This is a genomic window from Candidatus Berkiella aquae (genome assembly GCF_001431295.2).
Taxonomy (GTDB): domain Bacteria; phylum Pseudomonadota; class Gammaproteobacteria; order Berkiellales; family Berkiellaceae; genus Berkiella; species Berkiella aquae.
In genome coordinates this window covers 1,652,747-1,672,602 of sequence record NZ_LKAJ02000001.1, presented here as the reverse complement: position 1 = coordinate 1,672,602, position 19,856 = coordinate 1,652,747, and the positions used below count along the sequence as shown (strand labels likewise).

Here is a 19,856-nt window from a genome sequence, read left to right as displayed (position 1 = left end):
TAGTTATTTAAATACCCTAATAGATGTGTGTTGTTGGCAGCGTTTAACGTTTTGATATAATTACTCAGAATCTATGCGAGATGTTTAAATGAAAAAGCCTTCAATTTACATATTTTTAGAACAATTTTATCAATTGACAGCCACCTGCTTGTCAACACAAGATGCAGCGCTTCTGTCTTATATTGACTCTATTGCTCCTAACAATGAAGTAGCGCGTCATCAATTTTTTAAGGAATTTTTAAATGGTGCTTACGTCTTTATTCCTGACAAAGGCCAAAGTTATGACACCTTTAGCAATCTCGCTCAAGATCATTTAATTAACCGTGACAATTCTTCTAGCCATGCCTCCCTTGATACGCAATATGCTTTTAGAAGCAATGTACTCGGCGAGTGTTTATTTGGAACCCATGAAATCAACTCGCAAAAAGGCAGCTGGATCCAACTTGAAGCTTATCATACCAATTATGCTCAATTACCTGCTCATATGATGACTTATGCATGGTATGTGATGACCGGAGAAAATTCGGGTCCAATGGGAACTTCTGCTTTTACAGAAGCGAAACCCTTAATTTTAACGCACTTGCTTGAAGTGGAAATTCCAGTCGAACTTAACCTACAACCTATTTGCACGGTAGAACCCTTAGTCATTTCAGATATATTATTCGATTCAGATAGTTTATCGCCGATGTATCCATTGCAAATTGATAATGAAAATCACACTCAAACAACATCGACGCCAGAAATAACGCCACCCATGGCTACCTCTGTTGTCATATCCGATCATGCTGTTTTACAGCAAATATTATTGCAAACGACACAAACAATAGAATTTATTTAGATATATGTTTCACAACTAACACACAAAGTAAAGACTTTGTTCGACCATCTGTCTGTTTGTGTTTGCCATTCATCCTGCCATGCGCAAAGTCGCTTGATAGTTTTTCTGAGGCTTGTTACTTTGGCACCGTCTGAACAACTTAGACTTTTGTATTAAAAATTAAGGGGATTAATTATGCGTCAATTAACAACAACTGAATTAAACACCATTTCTGGCGGTAACGATGCATTGTTACTTGGTGTTGGTCTTGGCTTAGGTGCAATGACTCTTGGTATTCTGGCTTCTTACCCTACTTATTACTCTTATCCTTCATACCCAGTGTATGCAGCGCCTGTTTGCCAACAAGTGGTAACACCTGTATTTGACCCCTACACCGGTATGTACATGGGCGATATGGTTGATACCTATTGTTATTAATCTAAACCCTTATTAGGAGAGCGCTATTATGGCAATCAGTAGAACAACACTCGCGGGGATTGGATTAGCCACTTTTGGCGCCTCTTTACTCCTTGCAAGCGGCCCATTTGGGGTTGCTTTTGGCTTAGCTTTTTTATACAGCCTCGTAGCTGCAGCAACGTTTGCTAGCTTGATTCACTTTACAGCCGGATCAAATGTAACTGTTGGTTTTTGGCCAAGTATTTATCGACCCTTTACAGGTCTTTGGCCAACCCACTCACGTACCTTTGTTCCAGGTGGTGTACATCGTCCAACACATACCAGTACGTTTGTACCAGGTGGTGTAAGAACGCCTACTGCGCCATCACATACCAGTACTTTCGTACCAGGTGGTGTCTCTCGTACGTTTACGCCTACAAGAACACATACGGCTGCGCCATCGCATACCCGTACATTTGTTCCTACAAGAACACCTTCTTTTGCGCCAACGCATACTCGTACGTTTATTCCTCGCCGTTAATTCTCCCTTGTGTGCTCAGTTGATTAAAATCACTGAGCACATTTTCACCTCTGCGTAATTACATTATCTGCCGAAAAAACATAAAGACCATTAATGAAACAAGGTTAGTCATTTGAAGACACCTATTACAATGTTATTAATTTGTTTATGTTTTTGCTTATCTAGCTGTGCTGTAAGTGGGGTTGCTTCTTATAGCGAACGTGCAGGATTTGTATCAGGAACACGTTAATTATATTGTTCGTTGTGTATGCACTGAAACTGTTTCATTTTTGTCTATGTTTGTAGATGTCTTTTAAGGAGGGACACGGAATGAAACATTTAATTAAATTGATACCTGTTGTTGCGATGGTTTCACTTGTAGGCTGTTCTAATATGACGCAATCAGAACAAAGCATTTTAAGTGGTGCGGCAATTGGTACCGTTGGTGGTGCTGCTATTGGTGCTATTTCAGGCCATGCAGGTGAAGGCGCTTTAATTGGTGCTGGTGTCGGTGCATTAGGTGGCGCTATTTACGATAGCTCACAACGTGGTTATGACAACTACTAATATGCAATAGCTATTAACTAACGTTACCCATATCGCAGGTTAAATATGGGTAACGAAAGTTTCTAAAGCAGGTTTTTGTAAGCGAAAAGTCATAAATTCGGTTAGCGCACGCGCTCCGATATGTTCATAAAAAGCAAAAGCTTCTTGATTATTTTGTTCAACCCACCATTCCAATCGATTGCAATTGTGTTTCAGGGCGATACTGCCAATATATTGAAACATTCCCTTGCCTATTCCTTGATTGCGATTTTCAGGTAAAACATAAAGCTCATCGATATACATCGCATAACCATCATGATAAAGGCGATTATTTTTCAATAAGGTATACATCGCAAAGGCAACCACTTTTCCTTCTTGTTCCGCAACGATTGTTTGGGTTGCTTCTGTGAGATCGGTAAGCATCGTTTGTAAACTTTGCAGTGTTAAGCAGAAGCGATGAAGCAACTCTTGCATTTTGGCTAGTTCATAAGCCATATCGTAAATTACTTGGCAGTCAGTCAACTTTGCAGATCGGATAGAGATATTATGATTCATTATTACTATGGCCAGTGTTAGTTGATGATTAAATTAAAAAGTAGCTAAACTAAAAAACAGTTTAAAATCAAAAGGCCTATCATCCTTATGTCGCACTCAATCGTCAATAGCCTCTATCTGCCTCATCAAGGTGATAATCCCTCTCTGGATAAAACATTACAAGGTAGCCTGCGTCGTAAAGGGCGATTAGCGGAGCCTCCTTCCTTTGATAGCAGCTTGCCTGCATGGTCTGCCGCCTTATATGGCCTACCGCATAGTAAGCTTTTTCAACAATTAGATGAGACAAAACAACACCAGATTGTAAAATCGTGCAACAATTTTGTCTTAACCGAATCTTATTTTATCGAAAAAGCGGGACTTGCCTATTGTGCTAAGATGATTACCCTGGGAGAAACAACCGAAATCAGGCAAATGTATGGACTGATTGCTAGCGATGAAGCAGTACATTTATCATGGCTTGCCCCCTACCTTGATGTTACGCAACGAGTCACTCCACAAGGCAAGTTTATTCAACATATTTCTAATATGATAGAAGTTTGTGATGTGAATACGCTGTATTTTCTGATTCAAACCGTATTAGAAGGCTGGGGGATCGCATACTACAAAACGCTGGGTAAAAGCTGCCAATGGGGAAGCTTAAAAGCCACTTTATTGAATATTCTGAAAGATGAAGCTATTCATCACAATACGGGTGTGGCTTTATTTTCGCCCGAGCGTTTAACCAAGCAAAGCGAATTGGCTATTTATGATGGCATAAAAAGCTATTTAGATATTTTGCGCGTGGGCGCACAAAATATCGTTGCTTGCTGTGAGCAACAGTTGGGGCCCTTGTCATTTGATGCGCTTGTTGCTTTATTTACCGCCATGGAAACAGAACGTTCTTCTGCGATTAAATTGCATATTTTAAAAAATATTATGCTACAGCCGGCTACCGCCAAATGGCTAGCTCAATTAGAAATAGAAGGTTATTTTGAGCCTTATTCGCCGGTTGAGTGTGCGAAAATATATAGAGAGCAATCACAGCACACAGCAGTGGCATCTTGTGTCGCCGCTACCGCGGCTCTCTAGGGGATAACTTCTTCCCCCCCATGTAAGTATGAAACGGCGTTAGCCGTGAATGCTTACATGGGGGGAGGAAATAATTCACATTACCTAAAACTGCGGAAGCAGTGTAACAAAATAATATATCATTCCGCAAAATACCGATTAATGAACGCTATTTTCTTAGACTTTCTTAAATAATCAAACCCATACGCAATCGCTGCTGCAATAGCAACTGCGGCAAGCATAAAGTAAGGAAGATCAAATAATTCACAAATAGCGTAAATTAAATACCAACAAGTTAAAAAAATAAAATAGGAAAACATTTTGTTAAAAATAACCTTGTTAACATAATAACAAGGCATCAAAACAAAAAATATCATAATCACAAGCAAAGCACCTAATATCGTAACGTACATAGTAAGCCTCTATTGTTTTTGATAGGTACCAATCATTTCAGTTTTAGCAATCACATGATTTTCCATGGCTGCAAGAAGCGCTTCTTTACTCGGATTTTTCAAATCGGGTAACACAATATCAAGCGCATAAAGCTTGTGAAAATAACGATGCCGGCCAATCGGGGGGCAAGGTCCGCCATAGCTGGTTTTGTTCCAATTGGTAAGCCCTGGTGATGCACCATGAGGGATGCTGGTATGTTCATTGAGTCCTTTGCTTTTGGGATCCAGGTTATAAAGTATCCAATGAACCCAGGTTAGCTTAGGAGCAGCAGGATCTGGAGCATCGGGATCGTCCACAATTAAGACTAAGCTTTTAGCTTCATTTGGGATATCTTCCCAACTAAGTGGTGGGGAGATATCATCTCCTTCACAAGTATATTTAGTTGGAATGGGCTCATTATGCTTGAAAACAGGTGAATAAATTTTCACGTAGGCTATCCCTTAATACAAATGATCTGTTTTAGTTGATAGAGCACTTCTACCAAATCACTTTGGTTTTCCATCACCGTATCAATATTCTTATAAGCAGAAGGTATTTCGTCAAGTACTTGTTTGTCTTTGCGACATTCTACGCCCTTTGTTTGGGCAATCAGATCTTTGGTTTGAAAACGCCTTCGTGCCTCATTACGGCTTAAAAGACGCCCTGCCCCATGCGCACAAGAATGAAAAGCCGTTTTATTCCCCTTGCCCCTCACAATATAGGAACAAGCCCCCATGCTACCTGGAATGATACCTAAATCTCCTTTCTCTGCGCGAATAGCCCCTTTGCGAGTCACATAGACCGATTCACCAAAGTGGGTTTCAATGGCAACATAATTGTGGTGGCAATTGATGGCTTCTTTTTCAATCGCAAAGGGAGGCAAATGACCCCGAAGTACCTCTAAAATAATATTCATCATTTCTTGGCGATTAGCATAGGCATAATCTTGTGCCCATTGGACGGCTGTTACATAGTCTTGAAAGTGCTGGGTACCTTCTTGCAAATAAGCCAGATCTTTATCGGGTAGATCTTTTAGGTGAATGCCCATGTCTTTTTTGGCTAAATCGATAAAATAAGTGCCAATGGCATTACCAATACCACGACTGCCTGAATGGAGCATGACCCAGACATGTTGCTGTTCATCTAAGCATAATTCAATGAAGTGGTTCCCGCCGCCCAGCGTACCAAGCTGGTTCATCCATTTTTTATCAATGTTCTTAGCAATTTTGAGCAATTGGGGGTGGGTTTCTAATATGGCATCTATCCCTTTTTTAAACGGCATACACGCGTTAATGCGAATATCATCACTGCCATGAGCATCAAAGCCAACCGGGACTTTTTCTTCAATGGCTAAACGCAGATTTTTTAAATTATTAGGTAATTGATAAGCTTTTAGGGATAAACGAATTGCTTGCATACCACAGCCAATATCAACCCCAACCGCGGCTGGAATAATCGCCTTTTTAGTGGGAATAACGGAACCGACGGTTGCACCAATACCACAATGCACATCAGGCATTGCAGCTACATGAGAATGGATTATATCTAATTGCGAAATATTGCATAATTGCCGGTAGGCTGAATCATCAATCTCATCGGTATAAATTTTAACGGGTACTTTACCCTCGTTTATTATTTTTTTGACTGGCATGGAAATGACCAAAATATAAATTGATTGTTAATAATTAAATTTAAGGTAGAAGTATACCATATAAATATTAGAGGGCACTTACCTATCTTTTAACCCAGTTACTTTTCTTAAAATACTGTCATTGTACATAGTCAACATAAAAAGTTCCTTCTCATTTAAACTTTTTTCAAAACAGTGTCGATTATTTGACATGTAAGGCCGTCATGCCATTTTAAAGGAATTACTATGCGTAGACAGACAACAATAATCGCTTGCTTTCTGGTAGCCATGTTTAGCTTGGTTGGCTCAACCGTCGCTAGCGCGACAGTGAAAGGAATTTATATTAATCAAGGTACGCTAGAAAACACTGCGAAGCTTAATGAGCTGATCCAGCAGTCTAAAGCCGTTGGCATTAATACCTTTGTGGTCGATTTGCAGAAAGTAACACGCAACTATCAAAAAAATATTAACCTCATAAAACAAAATGGCATTCGTTATGTTGTCAGAATTGTTGTTTTTCCAGATGGTGGCCGTGCGCAGCAAATAAAATCTAAAGAGTACTGGCAAAATAGAGCCAAACTCATTGATACCGCGGTGAGTATGGGCGCTGATGAGATTCAATTGGATTATATCCGCTACTCCAGCAAGCAATCACCTTCTGCACAAAATGCCAAAGATGTGAAAGAAGTGATTAAATTCTTTAAACAAAGAGCAGATTCACACAAAGTACCGTTGCAAATCGATATTTTTGGTGAGGTAAGCTTTAAAGAATCACCTCGTATTGGTCAAAATATTGAATTATTTGCGGATACGATTGATGGTGCTTGCCCAATGGTTTATCCATCACACTATCACCCTTATCAAACACACTCTAAACAACCTTATGAGACCGTTTACAAGTCTTTGAAGGCGTTAAAGAGCAAGTTTGACAATAATTCAACACCTTTTAAGCTGATCCCTTATGTTGAAGCTTCAAATTATCACTATCGCATGTCTTCTGCGCAAAAATCACGCTATGTGTTAGCGCAAATCAAAGCAGCTGAAGATGCAAAAGCAGATGGTTGGTATGTCTGGAGCCCAACGAATGCATATGGTAGTTTATTCGATGCATTGAAAGGCCGAGGCAACAGTACAACCGCGTCAACGGTTCCAGCCAAAGCCAAAGAAAAAGCAACGATTGTTAATTAAGATGTTCTCCCCTCGTAGTTAAGTTAAACACACATAAAAAACCCAGCTAATGCTGGGTTTTTTATTATCGGCATGCATGCACTTACACTGTTTTATTTCTCATTCTTTCCTGACACATGACCACTCTCTCTAGAGAAGACTCATTATAAACGATACTATTTAAAGTACATCGCACTGTATTTTTCAGGAGAAATAATGAAGATGAATTTGGCACAAAGATTGCTAATAGCATTATTTCAGTTAAATGTTATCGATAAATACATACAATCAGAAGATGGGGCTCAAGCACTACATGATATCCGGGGAATTATTAGAGAATTACCTGAGTCAAGTCAAGAAATGCTAGAAATAGAATCTCAAATACAAATGGTCGATCGTGAAAATTATCATACTATTGACGAACAAAAACTTGCCGATTACAAGCGTTACAATTTGCAACTTGGCCATTTGCAACAACAAATCGAAAGCATTTTGTTTCATGAAATAGATAAGATAATTAAGAGCGAAACGTTAAGAAATAAATTAAAACACAAATTTATCAAACAACTTTCAAGCATTCAAAAGAGTACAGATTTTGCAGCAGATTTTGCTAATTATCAGCAAAATTTTACTGCTGGCTGCGACAACATTGCCTCATATAGAGAAAGAAATCAAGCTATCATTTCGTTACATAAAGAAAAGTTTGCATTTTATAAAAGCATGATTGCCATTTTTTTTGAACAAGATTTTGAACAAAGTGGTGTCACTATCGATCTTTTCACAAAAATACACAGTGACTTGATTGACATTGATGAAAAAATCAAACTAGCTGAAAATCATGAACAGCAAGGCGATCCCTCTAGATTTATGGAAGTTATCAAAGAACTTTCTAAACAACTTGATTCAGAACTCGCTAATCTTTTAAGAGGAATAGCGTGTTTGAACCCACGAATAAAGCCAACCTTCATCATGAATGAAGTAACCTCGCTTGAACCTGCTGTCACAAAATTGAGCGAATTATCGCAATATCGTCAAGCACTCATTAATGTCACAACCAAAATTCAAAATGATCTTGCGACAGGTATTTACAAGGCTGGCCAGGAATTAGTTGACACTATTTCATCTGAGAAACAAGCTGGTGCAATGTGGTCACTGAGAGATATCCTGAATGATTTTAAAGAAGGCGATTTTATTTATGGTTTGAGTCAAGGGAGATCTCATTTGGTGGGAATTCTTGATCCTAATCACGACAATATGACTATTTCTGATACAGGAGATCTCAATGTTTCACAGTTGTTAATGATTGATGATTTAAATCATGGATTTTTAGGAACAGGACATTATAGAATGTTGCAAGATCATCTTGCAAAAGGGGTTGGAGAATTTTACAACCCCAACATCAGTCAAAGTCAACCGGGTTTAATCAGGCAATTTCATGAATTTCTCGTTTCTCAAAATAGAAATATTGGAGACACTGCTGGCCCAGAATACTCCCAAGATAGAATCAAATTTGCTTGTAAGAAAGGGGTATATTTTGTCACTAAAGAATTAAAAAACAATATTCATTTTATTTTAGATGGCATTGATATGAATATGGTGGCGAATAAAACAGGGCCAAGAGATCGTGTGATTGATCCTGTAACAGGCAAGCCAAACCGCGATATTACAGGCGCCGAACTACGTTTTATTTTTCGTAATCAAAATGATTTTGAGATGATGAGTCATGTTAAATTTTGGCATAAGGGTAAACTTGTGCCGCCACCATGGGAAACTCAACCAGAAATTTGGACAAATTATCGGCTCAAGCATAACATTGGGCCTATAGCTGAAAAAATGATAGACAAACAAATAGAAAAAATCCAACTTCATTTACAAGCATCGGCTCATTCGGCTGCGGCTACCTTGAAGTTAAATTATAAAATAAGACAATATCAAAATTTAAAAATGAAAGTACAAAATGCAGTTAGAAAAAATAAAGATGATGTTGATATATTAAATTTATTTAAAAATTATCCCAAGCTTGCCGCTGAATTAGAGAACAAACTAAATAGAAATCGTGATTTGGCTATTATTGCAAGAAATCAAGAAAATTTGACGCCAGTTAGCATCGAAGATATTAAAACCAGCATAAATTCACTCATAACACCTCCAGCAAAAAAAGAAGAACCACTTGCCTCAAGCATAGCCGCTTCATCATCTGAGCACCGAGCCCGCCCTGTCATTCTAAAACGTGAAAAAAGAAAAATCGTAGAAGAAAAACCAAGAAAATCATCAAGGCAATCCAGGAAACCACGTAGCAATCTATGAGGATTAAGAAAACAATGTTTTCAGCCTTTCTTGCATCAAATTCGAATATCTCTCTTTTAGCGACTGCTTTAAAAAGCTTCTGGCTATTAGCTCATACCACCCGTCGATTGCTTGTTCAATCATTTCAAGTTTTTCATCAATAATGACGGGGGGGAGTTTTAAAAGCTGAACCGCGTAATAATCGATAAAATCTTTACGCCGTAAATTGTTTTTCCTTCCATTTAAAGTCAAAGCTATTTCTTCTTTAGGATTTTTAAGGGCAATGGTCGAGTTAATAAAGTCATACGCTGGCGCTAACGTCGTCATGTTTTCACGAGTAATTAAGGCATAATTTTTAAGATGCATATCTTCATTGCCAATAATATAGTTAAACAATACTCTTAAAAACAATTCTGCTTTTTGAATGGCAGGAAAGGTCGTGTATTGGTCGATGATATTAACCAATTTTTCCATCGAATAACGATACTTGGTTTCTCTATCATGCCCAGAAAGTTGAGCAAAATCCTCTAAGGCAATCTTTTGTTTGCGGCTTTTGCGATCAAAGCGTTTAATAAAATAGGTAAAACTTTCATCTTTAGAATACACCAAACCATGTAATGGCACTTCAATACCCAATCGCTTTGCCATCCTCATGGAAAGATCTTCATTTTCAGGTGCTTGCTCGTATAATGCGCTTTGCGGTTTTAGAATATAAAGCCCCCCATTATCAACGACTTGGAAGGTATTATGGTTTGAATCTAAAATGGCACTTAATTTAGGTTGTACCCCTTGAATCGACATTTTATCCGCCCTAGCTAATGCTTCATTTTGCAGTTCGCTGGCAGAGAACGGTAAATTTTCCAAGGATGTTAATTTAGGAGAAAGCAATTTTAAACCACGCTTTGAATAACGTTCATTGGTTAAAAGCGGTTCATAGGTAATAGGACAATAGGAACTCATACACTCCCCTCCACCGTCACAGAGCCTACTAAATCCTTACCAACGGTAATCAATTGCAAGAAATAATCTTTTCTATCGATTTTCGCACTTTTTAATAGCGCTTCTAATAACATGCCTTCCGGTAATAGCCCATCAAAAAAAGGCGGAAATTGCGAGTAACTAAACTCTTTTTTAGCAACAGGCATTGTCAGTGAAACCGGCGGGCCATTATATTGATCATCATAAACAAACTGGTACTGATTCTGCTCGATTTCAATTAATTTGCCGGCATAGTGTCCATAATTAAACACACGTGCTTCACGCATCATAAGATCCTTTTGCTATTAAAGGACTAATAAATTCAATTTGAATATTTAATACGGATAATACTTTGAGTAAGGTATTTAATTGTATGGTTTCTTTAGCATGTTCAATATCGTAAATAACCGTTTTACCCACTCCAGCATATTTCGCTAAGGTTTGTTGGCTTAAGCCTGCTTGTTTTCGGTGTTGGCGTATGATACTGGCTAAATGGGTAAAGAAGCTTGTTTCCATGAATATGACACCTATTTATTACCGCCATAACAGTAATATAGGCGCAACAATGTCAGAATGTCAATAAAATTACAAATTATTACTGCTTTGGCAGTAATAATTGGTGTTTTTCATAAAAAACTGATGAAAATTGTGTGATATTACTGTTTTAGCAGTAATAAAAGTCTCAACAGTCCCACTAGTCTAATATTTAGGTTTTATTGGCTTAGAAGGCGTTTTAATGTCCTCTGATGGCGCAGTTGTATTATTATTGATTGAAAGATTTGCTTGACCGAAACTGAGAGAATGACGTCTTCTTTCAGGCACACTGGATTGGCTGCTTGATGCTGCGAGCGTGCTTTGTGGTTGTGAAGAAATGAAGTCTTTATAACAATCGTTTGCTGCTGGTAGGTCATAATGCAAGAAAAAGTCTAATAGCGTTTTAGCAAAATTCTCAAATTCAGCAGATTGTCCTATTGCCTTATTATTGGTTAGTGTGACCATATTTTTAACATCGTTGAGCAAATGATGATATGCGTCTGTCAAGTCATCTGCTTGTAAAATATTTGCATCTTTAATCATTTGAGCAATATGTTGCTGATTTGGATGATGCTCGCAACGTAAGTAAACTAATGCCAATGTTTTTGGCTCAAGTCGCAGCTGTGATGATTGCTTAAGCGATAAATACTGCTGAATCAAATATGTTAAATCTTCAGCGATAAAGGCCTGATGGATCTGCATTGAGCCTTCAATAGCTTTAGTTATTGCCAGTTGTTCACTTAGACCTATCTTAAGACCTAACTGGTAGAGTCTTGCGTATACGGTTGATAAGTGCATCATTTCAGCACAACTAGACCAGGTGCAATTTTCAGCAGTTTGCGGAGTCATGGGAATAAAGCCAACATCCACTAAACCTAAATTCTCTGTTACATATTGTTCATATTCATCATCTTTAACGCTCATGTAGTCAGTATTTGATCTGACTAATTCATCGGCGATTTTATCTTTGTTTTCAGGTTTGGTGATTTTGCAGATCCGAACGCCAGAAGGTGAATCAGTACCCGAACGACTACGATCTGCGAGTAAGCAAAAATCATCAAAAAAGCAGCAATTAACAGCATGCCATGGAAATTGAGAGTTATCTACCGTTTCTAGACTAACAGGAACATTAACGATACGGTTTGCCGACTGTGCAAGAGCGATGGTTTGCGCACTATCATTAATGCGTACAGCGTTTAGATCATCATTAATCTCATGAGCGAGCGTTGAGCTATCAATGGGTTGTTGATAAATATTAAAAAGGATCTCATCTAGCTGCGAAGGATTAGCGTAGAATATATTTTGAATAATATTCAATTGACTAATCATGTCAAACTGGAAACCACCTTCGACTCTAATAGGAATTTCTCCCACTAGTCGTTCGCCTGTTAAGCCTAATCTGTGACTAATTTGGTGCTCAAGTTTTAATCCTTTAATCAACTGCGCGGCTTGTATTGTATTTGCTGTACCAAGGATTTCAAGGAAATTAACCGCAGAATCAGCAAAATCGTGAATAGCTAGAACCTTTAGTACATTTTGTGTGTGGGGATCTGTAATATTAATATTGACACCGGTATTTCTTAACCATGATAAGTGTTCAAATGCAATTTCATCACCCATAATTAGTTTAAATGCAGGATAATCCCTGCTGTCTGATATCAAAGATAGTTCATAGGGTGGAATATGTAGGCTTTCATAGATTTTTATACGAAAATCTGGATGATAATGATAACCATTTTTCGCGTTAAAATTTTCTTTGTGAATTCTAAGTAACGCTTCGGTTAAGACTTGGAAAGTACCTATTTTATTGTTCTGCTGGAGATAGTGAAACAATGCATCTCGTTCATTAGCTTTAAAATCAATGTTAGCTAGCAATAGGTTGAAATTACCGACTTGAAATGATTGATGTACTAGATTATTTATAATAGAGATAATTTCTGCAAAATGCTGATGATCAGCGTTTTCGTAAGCATGTTCTAAATGTGCCTCCACATGAGCATTCCATAATTGGTTATCAAGTCGAGAAACCTGTGGTTGCATAATAAGCGCTTCCCCCTGCTCTGCTATCAAAAAAGTCCGACACAGCAGTAAACCTTTAGGAGCTTGTAATAATGTTGCGTGAGCTTGTTGTTTAAACTTTTGGACCTTATCGTTATCTATACCAAATAACAAGCCAAGCAACTCAAGATTTTGACTTTGAATAATCTTGAAAAATTCAAGATTTGTAAAAGCGTTTTGATCAAATGGTAATCCGGGATGGTTTTGTACAAGCTGAATCAATTCGACATAATCTCTGTCGAGATTGAATTGCTCAATAACAAAATCGTTTCTGCGTAACTCTACAGCTTTATGTGCCATACGAGCATAGAGCTTGATCATTTCGACAAACATAGTATGATCATTGTTAATAAAAGCGTTTCTTATCATCATTTTGCATTCATAACATAAGGTTTTTAAAGCTCTTTCATTTTGGTCATTTAATGCATCAAAAATTAGCTTTTCTAATTTATTGGTACTGCTAAATAAATTTTGAGTTTGAACGCTCAAATTAGTTTGAATGTTTGATCTTAAATCAGCTTTAGCGTCTTGGTCTCCGATATGACGAAAGATATTTTCTTGGTTGATATCATTGATATAAGCCAACTTAAGTAAATTAACTCTATCTTCTGCAAAACACTGATTGATAATATCATCATTAACTTCATGTAACTTTAGTATGTTATTTGCCAAATCTAAACGACCAGCTTCATAAGCATGTTGAGCAAGTGAAATAATAGCATCAATTGTTCTTGCCGCACCTAATGAATCGTTTGAATAAATAGCTTGTTTTAACATCCCTTCCAATTCTATAATAAAATATTTCAAATCATCAATTTCTTCAACATCGATTGCCCTTCGTGCATCTGCTATTATTGCTGTTCTGTCACGAAAACACCTTTTTAGCTTTATCTGTAAGTTTTGATAAACTTGATTAATGAATGGCGCTATTTCAGCATGTTTTTTTAGACCTGTTTGGCAGAACTTGTCTAATTCATGTTGTTGAACGGTACGCCATTCTAAATATGGTCGATTGGTACTATTCATCAACTTGATAGATGTTTTAATATCATCATGATCAATGGCTAAAACAACAGACAATCCTCGAATATTATGATATTTAACACATCCATCACGATATTTAATTAATAGCCTAATTACATCGCTATAGCCGATTACATCATTTTCTCTAAAACATTTTTGTAATTTAAGCTTGACTTGATTGTTAAATTCAAGGGTATCTTTAGCGTCAAATGAACGACTTAGATCATCAACTCGAGATAACCAATAGTTGATGAAATTAGGGTGCTCGTGAAATGCTTCACTTTGATTATTGGTTTGAATATTGAGTTCAGGCATTTCATCAATCTTGAGCTTTGCAAATGCTCTTTTCTTAAAGTCACTCAGCTGTTGATGCAATGCGTATTTGAAATTTTGGTGAAATTGCATATCATTTTCAAGCAAGATAGCAACGCATAAATTACGTTCGCCTTGTTGTAAATAATACAAAAATGATTCTCTTTTAGCTTTGGGTAGCTGTAGTGACATCATTAATGTGGAAATATCATTTTCCATAAGCATAGAATAGATATCTACGCTCTTAAAGAGAATGTCTAGATATTCATCAACGTTATTTTGTTGAAATGCGTTTTGCAAGGATTGTGAAATTTTAATCTCAACATAATATAGGTTTTGCGTAGTGGGATTTTGTAAAGCTGTAGCAATAATCTCATTCATTTGTTCTTGATTGACAGTTAATTCATTGGGCTTCGCAAAGTAGGAATATAATGCTTTTCTAAACTCTACAGCACGAGCCGCATCAGAACCATCTAGATGGGTTGAATAATCAAATGCATGATTTTCGATATTTTCATTTTGAATAAGAAAGTATCGAATAGCATTGATATCATTCATCTGTAATAACACAACGAGTTCATCTAAATCCTCATTACCAATATCAAGAAACTTTGTAATGATTTCAAGATCGCCCTGATTATAGAAAAATTTTACTCTCTCACATAGGGTATCTATCCCTTCTGCAAAACTTGCCACATCATTATCTAAATAGCTCTGAACAAGATTGCCAAAACCTTCAACATCAATTCTACGAAGTGCATTCTCATCTTGTCTTGCCATTGATGAATCTAATTCACTGGCTAATTGCCTAATCGGTTTTAATGGTTTTTCATTCCCCATGTTTGTTAAAACTGCTTGCTTAAACGCTTGTACTTCGCTATTTTCATGATGCATTTCTTTAGCATAGGATTCTAGCTTTAGATCATCGACAAGTAACCAACTAATAAGTGCTTTTGCCTTATTTTGATAACAAGCATAAAGATCTTCAATTTCATCTTTGTCTAAATGGAATATAGCTACCATAAGTTCGTATTGGCCCAACTGCAGGCCTTTTTCGATTAAAGGTAATACCCCTTTCAGTAACGCTGCAACACGTTGAGGTTCATTACGTTGAAATGCTTGTTTGATATTAAGCTTAAATAATCTAGAGTATAGGTGTAATTTCCGTAAATCGTTTCTTTGACTACTATCATTTAGATTCATAAGTAGAGATTTTACTTCAGCAAGAGGCTTGTGATTATCAAGACCTATCTCTTGTGCTACGTTATGTAAAAACGGTTGTATTTCTTTGCTGCTTCTTTTGGTTTGGGTTAGATCGTGGTGTTGGAGTATATTCCATATTAACCCATCTCCACCTTCTTCAAGATAATAGCTAGCTACGTCCATATCCGTATTTTTTATCTCAAAAAGACTTGCCAAAATATCTAGACGATTATTTTTTCGTTGTTCTACATAATCCAAGGCAGTTTGAATAACTTTGGCATAGCTTTGAGCGTCATTTATTTCATAGTAATGCTTTAATAAAGATTTAGTTAATTTTTTTATTTCAACTAGCCTTTCAATGTTTTGTTGCTCTGACTCCTTAATGGCTCTGAGGCATAATTGCTGTAACCCACTTATGTCTGGCATAGTATCCTCCCAGGAAGGTATACATATTGTTGTATTTGCAAATTTATTAAATGATTCATCGTAAGCTATATGAATTTTAGCTATTTTCACCATTAGGCAATGGTTTCTAGCGTTAAGTTCATGAATTTGCAAAGTTATGCTGGCCTTTAAAGGGGCTTAAAAATTGGTGAGTGAATTTAATGGTAAAACAGCAAGCAAAGCGCTGCATAAGCATACAGATAACTCATTTCTTACTCTGCAAGTAGTTTATTTATCGGATTATCAGTAAAGCGTTGGCCTTCTTCAATGTAGCCATAGACCGTCCCTTCGTGGCGCCAACGTCCGTGATGCATAATCGCCGTTAATGAAACGCCTTTTTTGCTCGCCATGGTGGCAAAACCGCGACGTAAACTATGGGCACTATAGCGGTCGGGATCGGGCAAATTAGCTTCGCGCGCGACTCTTTTCAGAATATGATTAATGCTTAAGGGCGTTAAACAGTCTTGCTGTATTTGTTGGTGTTTATTGATAGCACGAAATACAGGCCCACTTGATAAGCCCACTGCTTGCTGCCAATGCTGCAATGCATTAACCGGACAAATGTCACCTTTAACATAGGGAATCGCACAAATTTGGCCTTCGCCTGTTTGATCGGTTTTAGAACGTGGGATGAGGATGGTCATCCCCTCCTCTAAAAATTGAATTTGTTCCCATTGAAGCTTTGCTAGTTCACTGCGACGAAATGCGCCAAAGAACCCAATAAGAATTAAAGCAATATCGCGATGATCACGTAAGCTTTTTCTATTATGTAAGAATGACGCCACCGTTTTAAGATCATGAATAGATAAAGCCGCTGCTTTTTCAACGGGTTTGCCATGAATTCGAGCAATACCTCTTAGTGTTTTGCGGATCATGGGGTGCAAGGTGGGATCGGCAAAACCTTGATAAATATGCCAATGTTTAATGGCCGTTAATCTTCGTTGTAAGGTTTCAGATTTCAAAGCACCTGCTTGATTTTGCAAATACTGCAGCAGGTTGCCAGTATTGGACGGAAGCAACCCTCCATTCGCCATAAAATGGCGGATATCTTGCTGATAAGCTTTTCGCGTATTGTCGCTGGTTGCCGCTTTGATATAAACATTGTCCAATGCAATCTTATCTAAGAAAACGTCATTTTTTAATGTTATATCTGTTTTATTGGGCACCATGTTGTCTTGCCTATTTAATCGAATGAATGCAGTATTTTAAAATGCATTCATTCATTTGTCACGACATCCTTGGCTTATTATCTGGGAAAATAAGATAAAATGTAGTTTTTAGCCATTGTTGGAATATCTAAACTTTTTTGACAAAATGCATTAGCCGTTTCTTTGAGATAATGTGTAAAACCAAGAAAGTAAGCACTATTATTCACGGTGGAAGCTGGTGATTTGTAATTAGGATCATACTTTGCTTTTGTTTTATGGATAAATTGTAAAATTTCATCTTCTAAATTCTTTAACGCAGATAATTGATTAATGAGTTTTAAAATAATTTTATCTAAAGTACAGCGTTCTTGCGGGTTAAGACATATCATATCGGCAAATATTTGCTTTGGTAACTTAAAATCAAGAATAAACATCTGACCTAACGCATAAATATCTGAGCTAAATGAAAATTTAGCATTAACCGGTAGCCGAATAGCGGCAGCAATTTCAGGTGCCATATAATCTAATGTTCCTTTCCAACCATCGGTAACATAATCTTTATTTTTAGGTAATATGATTGAAAAATCATAATCAACGGTATCGACATGAATGTTATTACCTTTAACATCAGCAATCATGTTATTCGCTTTTATATCAGCATGGATAACACGTTTATCATGAACCTCTAAGAGTGCCTCACAGGCTTTAATTGCTGTTATTAATTTTTGTTTGTAATTCAACTGTGAAATAACTTGTGAAAGTTCTTTCCCTTTTCGTAAGCTTAGGGCAGTATAGCGTTTAGATGAAATGTCATTTCCTTTGAAATTCTTAATCGTAGGTAAAGTTCTTGAGGTTTCAGCTAAATAATATTGTAGCTTTCTCATTACTTGAATTTCTTGAGTATTCGGCCTTCTTTTGGTGCCTCCTTCAATTTTAATCGCGCAATTTTCTCCTGTCTGACACTGCCCTGCGACAACAACACCAAATGCGCCTTCGCCTAAAGTACCCTCCATTGCTTTATTCGCTAAAGCAATGATTTCATTATCAAATCGAATAAAGGAATGCCCTAGGCTTCGATTTTTTTTCGACATTTTAGTTTCATTACGGTGAGTTTTAAAAAAATGATTTGCCTTATGCCAGTCATTTTGTGTCACATTGAGTAAATTCGATTGTACGCAAGCCCTTTTTGAAATAAAGGAAGACTTGGAAGTTCTCTGTCGTTTTATACTGTCACTATTTTCTGAGGTCAGCTTTCTCTTCTTTGAATTACTATCGGGTCCAGTCATCATAATGATTTCCTCATTTATAATTTCGAACACAGAATACTAACTCACATAAAATGAGTTTCCATTGATTATGGATGAAAGCGATAAGGCAACAGATTAATGGCGGTTTAATGCCAATATTCTATTTTGTGATTACGTGTTTTGTTTTGCTTTGGGTTGTAAAACACTTTTTCTGTCTTTTTTATCAATCATTTCGCTCACGAGGCTCTAGCAATAACAGGAATTCCGTTATGAGCCGCATCAAAATCAAATAATATTTTTCCCCTTTCATGGCTGATTGATTGGGAACGATCAGTGATTTTTATGCTTTAACTATCGATAAGCATCCTTATCGATAGTTAATATTTGTATTTCTATATCGCAAATTTGAATTTTAAAGTAATAGATTACATAATACGTAATATGTTACGAATATAAAAAATACTAAAAAAGGACATCCAAAAATGGGACGAATCGGGGTAAGTTTTGAGGAAGTTGCTAATGCTGCCTTCAAATTACAAGGATCTGGAAAAGCACCTACCGTTGATGCCGTGCGAGAAATACTAGGCACCGGGAGCAAAACAACCATCAATCAACACTTAAAAGAATGGAAAGCAACTCAAACAGAAAATACTCCCTCACTCCCTCCTGCGCTGGCTCAATTGGTAACAGGCTTATGGGAGCGCCTACAGGCTGAAGCAGAAGAAAAAATTGCCGTCCTGAGCGCAACGCATGCTGCTGAATGCGAAACTTTTCAATCAACGATTGTTAGCACGGAACAAGCTCTCAATGGCGCGTTGCAGCAATTAAATGCCATGACAGAGCGCTATCAAACAGAATGTAAGCGTGCTCTGCAGCTTGAAGTGGATTACCGGCAAATAAAGCAGGCTTTTGCTCAGCTTCAAGAGCGCCATGAGGCGGCGAATGCTCAACTCGCTGACAGCAAAGCAGAAAACTCGCGACTGCATCAATTAGCCAATCAGATCCAAACCAATTTAGAGCACTACCAGCAAGCGATTGAACGATTAAGGATTGAGCAACAACTTGAAAATGAAACACGGCAAGCTGAACATCAGCACCAACTCATGATGCTGCGTGAAGAAAATAAGCATTTATTGAATGAGCAAGCCAAACAAAATCTGGCATTGCTTGATTCTCAACAAAGCCTCGCGAACGCCGCTATGCAGCATGAGCAGGCACAGTGTTTATTAACCGAGAAAAACCTGCACCTTGAACAATCGCTACAGGCAAAAATCGAAACTGAGCAAAGGACTGAGAAACGGATGTTTCTGTTAGAGCAGCAAATAGGTGCTCTTCTCCATCAGAATCAGGCTCTTCAACTAAACGGCGAACAAATGACAAAAACCCAAGCAACACTTCAACAAGAAATAAAGGCTTTAATGACAGAAAATCATCAGTTGCAATTGTCACTGAGTCAATGTAAGGCACAAGAGCAACAAACGGTTGAGCAAGCTATATCAAGATAAAGACGCGC

Annotated in this window: 18 protein-coding genes; 8 read left to right on the top strand and 10 right to left on the bottom strand. The window is 37.5% G+C overall.

Annotation, left to right across the window (positions count from 1 at the left end; genetic code table 11):
- The first annotated feature begins 88 nt into the window (after positions 1 to 88).
- The 4 genes from HT99x_RS07480 (at position 89) to HT99x_RS07465 (ending at position 2,300) form a co-directional block, all read left to right on the top strand.
- A complete protein-coding gene (locus HT99x_RS07480; protein ID WP_075066637.1) occupies positions 89 to 838 on the top strand; it encodes a hypothetical protein in 750 nt (249 codons plus the stop codon).
- A gap of 174 nt (positions 839 to 1,012) precedes the next feature.
- Complete coding sequence (locus HT99x_RS07475) at positions 1,013 to 1,255, top strand: hypothetical protein (protein ID WP_075066636.1); 243 nt, start codon at positions 1,013 to 1,015, stop codon at positions 1,253 to 1,255.
- Positions 1,256 to 1,283: 28 nt separating this feature from the next.
- Entirely contained in the window at positions 1,284 to 1,754 is a 471-nt protein-coding gene (locus HT99x_RS07470; RefSeq protein ID WP_075066635.1) for a hypothetical protein, read from the top strand.
- Positions 1,755 to 2,063: 309 nt separating this feature from the next.
- A complete protein-coding gene (locus HT99x_RS07465; RefSeq protein ID WP_075066634.1) occupies positions 2,064 to 2,300 on the top strand; it encodes a YMGG-like glycine zipper-containing protein in 237 nt (78 codons plus the stop codon).
- Between the two features lie 39 nt (positions 2,301 to 2,339).
- On the opposite strand, the gene HT99x_RS07460 is transcribed toward HT99x_RS07465, so the two are convergent.
- On the bottom strand, positions 2,340 to 2,774 hold the full coding sequence (locus tag HT99x_RS07460; protein WP_075066633.1) for a GNAT family N-acetyltransferase: 435 nt from the start codon (positions 2,772 to 2,774) through the stop codon (positions 2,340 to 2,342).
- Between the two features lie 147 nt (positions 2,775 to 2,921).
- On the opposite strand from HT99x_RS07460, the gene HT99x_RS07455 reads away from it, so the two are divergent.
- Positions 2,922 to 3,902, top strand: a complete 981-nt coding sequence (locus HT99x_RS07455) for a hypothetical protein (RefSeq protein ID WP_075066632.1) — start codon at positions 2,922 to 2,924, stop codon at positions 3,900 to 3,902.
- Between the two features lie 119 nt (positions 3,903 to 4,021).
- On the opposite strand, the gene HT99x_RS07450 is transcribed toward HT99x_RS07455, so the two are convergent.
- From HT99x_RS07450 to HT99x_RS07440, 3 genes are read right to left on the bottom strand one after another with little or no spacing between them, the layout of a single operon-like run.
- A complete protein-coding gene (locus HT99x_RS07450; RefSeq protein ID WP_075066631.1) occupies positions 4,022 to 4,294 on the bottom strand; it encodes a hypothetical protein in 273 nt (90 codons plus the stop codon).
- Positions 4,295 to 4,303: 9 nt separating this feature from the next.
- Positions 4,304 to 4,762, bottom strand: coding sequence for a YbhB/YbcL family Raf kinase inhibitor-like protein (locus tag HT99x_RS07445; protein ID WP_102134653.1), 459 nt, complete (start codon positions 4,760 to 4,762; stop codon positions 4,304 to 4,306).
- Between the two features lie 5 nt (positions 4,763 to 4,767).
- Positions 4,768 to 5,964: an RtcB family protein gene (locus HT99x_RS07440; protein WP_075066629.1), complete on the bottom strand. Its 1,197-nt coding sequence runs from the start codon at positions 5,962 to 5,964 to the stop codon at positions 4,768 to 4,770.
- 225 nt (positions 5,965 to 6,189) lie between these two features.
- Between HT99x_RS07440 and HT99x_RS07435 the strand changes: the two genes are divergently transcribed.
- Together HT99x_RS07435 and HT99x_RS07430 are read left to right on the top strand one after the other, a co-directional pair.
- Positions 6,190 to 7,131: a putative glycoside hydrolase gene (locus tag HT99x_RS07435; protein WP_075066628.1), complete on the top strand. Its 942-nt coding sequence runs from the start codon at positions 6,190 to 6,192 to the stop codon at positions 7,129 to 7,131.
- Between the two features lie 195 nt (positions 7,132 to 7,326).
- Positions 7,327 to 9,417 carry a hypothetical protein gene (locus HT99x_RS07430; RefSeq protein ID WP_075066627.1) on the top strand — a complete coding sequence of 697 codons (2,091 nt, stop codon included), beginning with the start codon at positions 7,327 to 7,329 and terminating at the stop codon, positions 9,415 to 9,417.
- A gap of 3 nt (positions 9,418 to 9,420) precedes the next feature.
- Here HT99x_RS07430 and HT99x_RS07425 read toward each other — a convergent pair whose 3' ends face one another.
- The 6 genes from HT99x_RS07425 to HT99x_RS07400 form a co-directional block, all read right to left on the bottom strand.
- Entirely contained in the window at positions 9,421 to 10,356 is a 936-nt protein-coding gene (locus tag HT99x_RS07425; RefSeq protein ID WP_075066626.1) for a HipA domain-containing protein, read from the bottom strand.
- The gene (locus tag HT99x_RS07420; RefSeq protein WP_235528446.1) at positions 10,353 to 10,664 is read right to left on the bottom strand and encodes a HipA N-terminal domain-containing protein; all 312 of its coding nucleotides are present in this window, start codon (positions 10,662 to 10,664) and stop codon (positions 10,353 to 10,355) included. The genes HT99x_RS07425 and HT99x_RS07420 overlap by 4 nt, the downstream gene beginning before the upstream one ends.
- The gene (locus HT99x_RS07415; protein ID WP_075066624.1) at positions 10,654 to 10,890 is read right to left on the bottom strand and encodes a type II toxin-antitoxin system Y4mF family antitoxin; all 237 of its coding nucleotides are present in this window, start codon (positions 10,888 to 10,890) and stop codon (positions 10,654 to 10,656) included. The genes HT99x_RS07420 and HT99x_RS07415 overlap by 11 nt, the downstream gene beginning before the upstream one ends.
- A 183-nt stretch (positions 10,891 to 11,073) precedes the next feature.
- On the bottom strand, positions 11,074 to 15,930 hold the full coding sequence (locus tag HT99x_RS07410) for a hypothetical protein (RefSeq protein ID WP_075066261.1): 4,857 nt from the start codon (positions 15,928 to 15,930) through the stop codon (positions 11,074 to 11,076).
- 230 nt (positions 15,931 to 16,160) lie between these two features.
- A complete protein-coding gene (locus HT99x_RS07405) occupies positions 16,161 to 17,117 on the bottom strand; it encodes a site-specific integrase (RefSeq protein WP_259565940.1) in 957 nt (318 codons plus the stop codon).
- Between the two features lie 77 nt (positions 17,118 to 17,194).
- The gene (locus tag HT99x_RS07400) at positions 17,195 to 18,385 is read right to left on the bottom strand and encodes a protein kinase domain-containing protein (RefSeq protein ID WP_075066263.1); all 1,191 of its coding nucleotides are present in this window, start codon (positions 18,383 to 18,385) and stop codon (positions 17,195 to 17,197) included.
- A 440-nt stretch (positions 18,386 to 18,825) separates the two neighbouring features.
- Here HT99x_RS07400 and HT99x_RS07395 point away from each other — a divergent pair, with 440 nt between their 5' ends.
- On the top strand, positions 18,826 to 19,848 hold the full coding sequence (locus HT99x_RS07395; protein WP_075066264.1) for a DNA-binding protein: 1,023 nt from the start codon (positions 18,826 to 18,828) through the stop codon (positions 19,846 to 19,848).
- Positions 19,849 to 19,856: the final 8 nt, after the last annotated feature.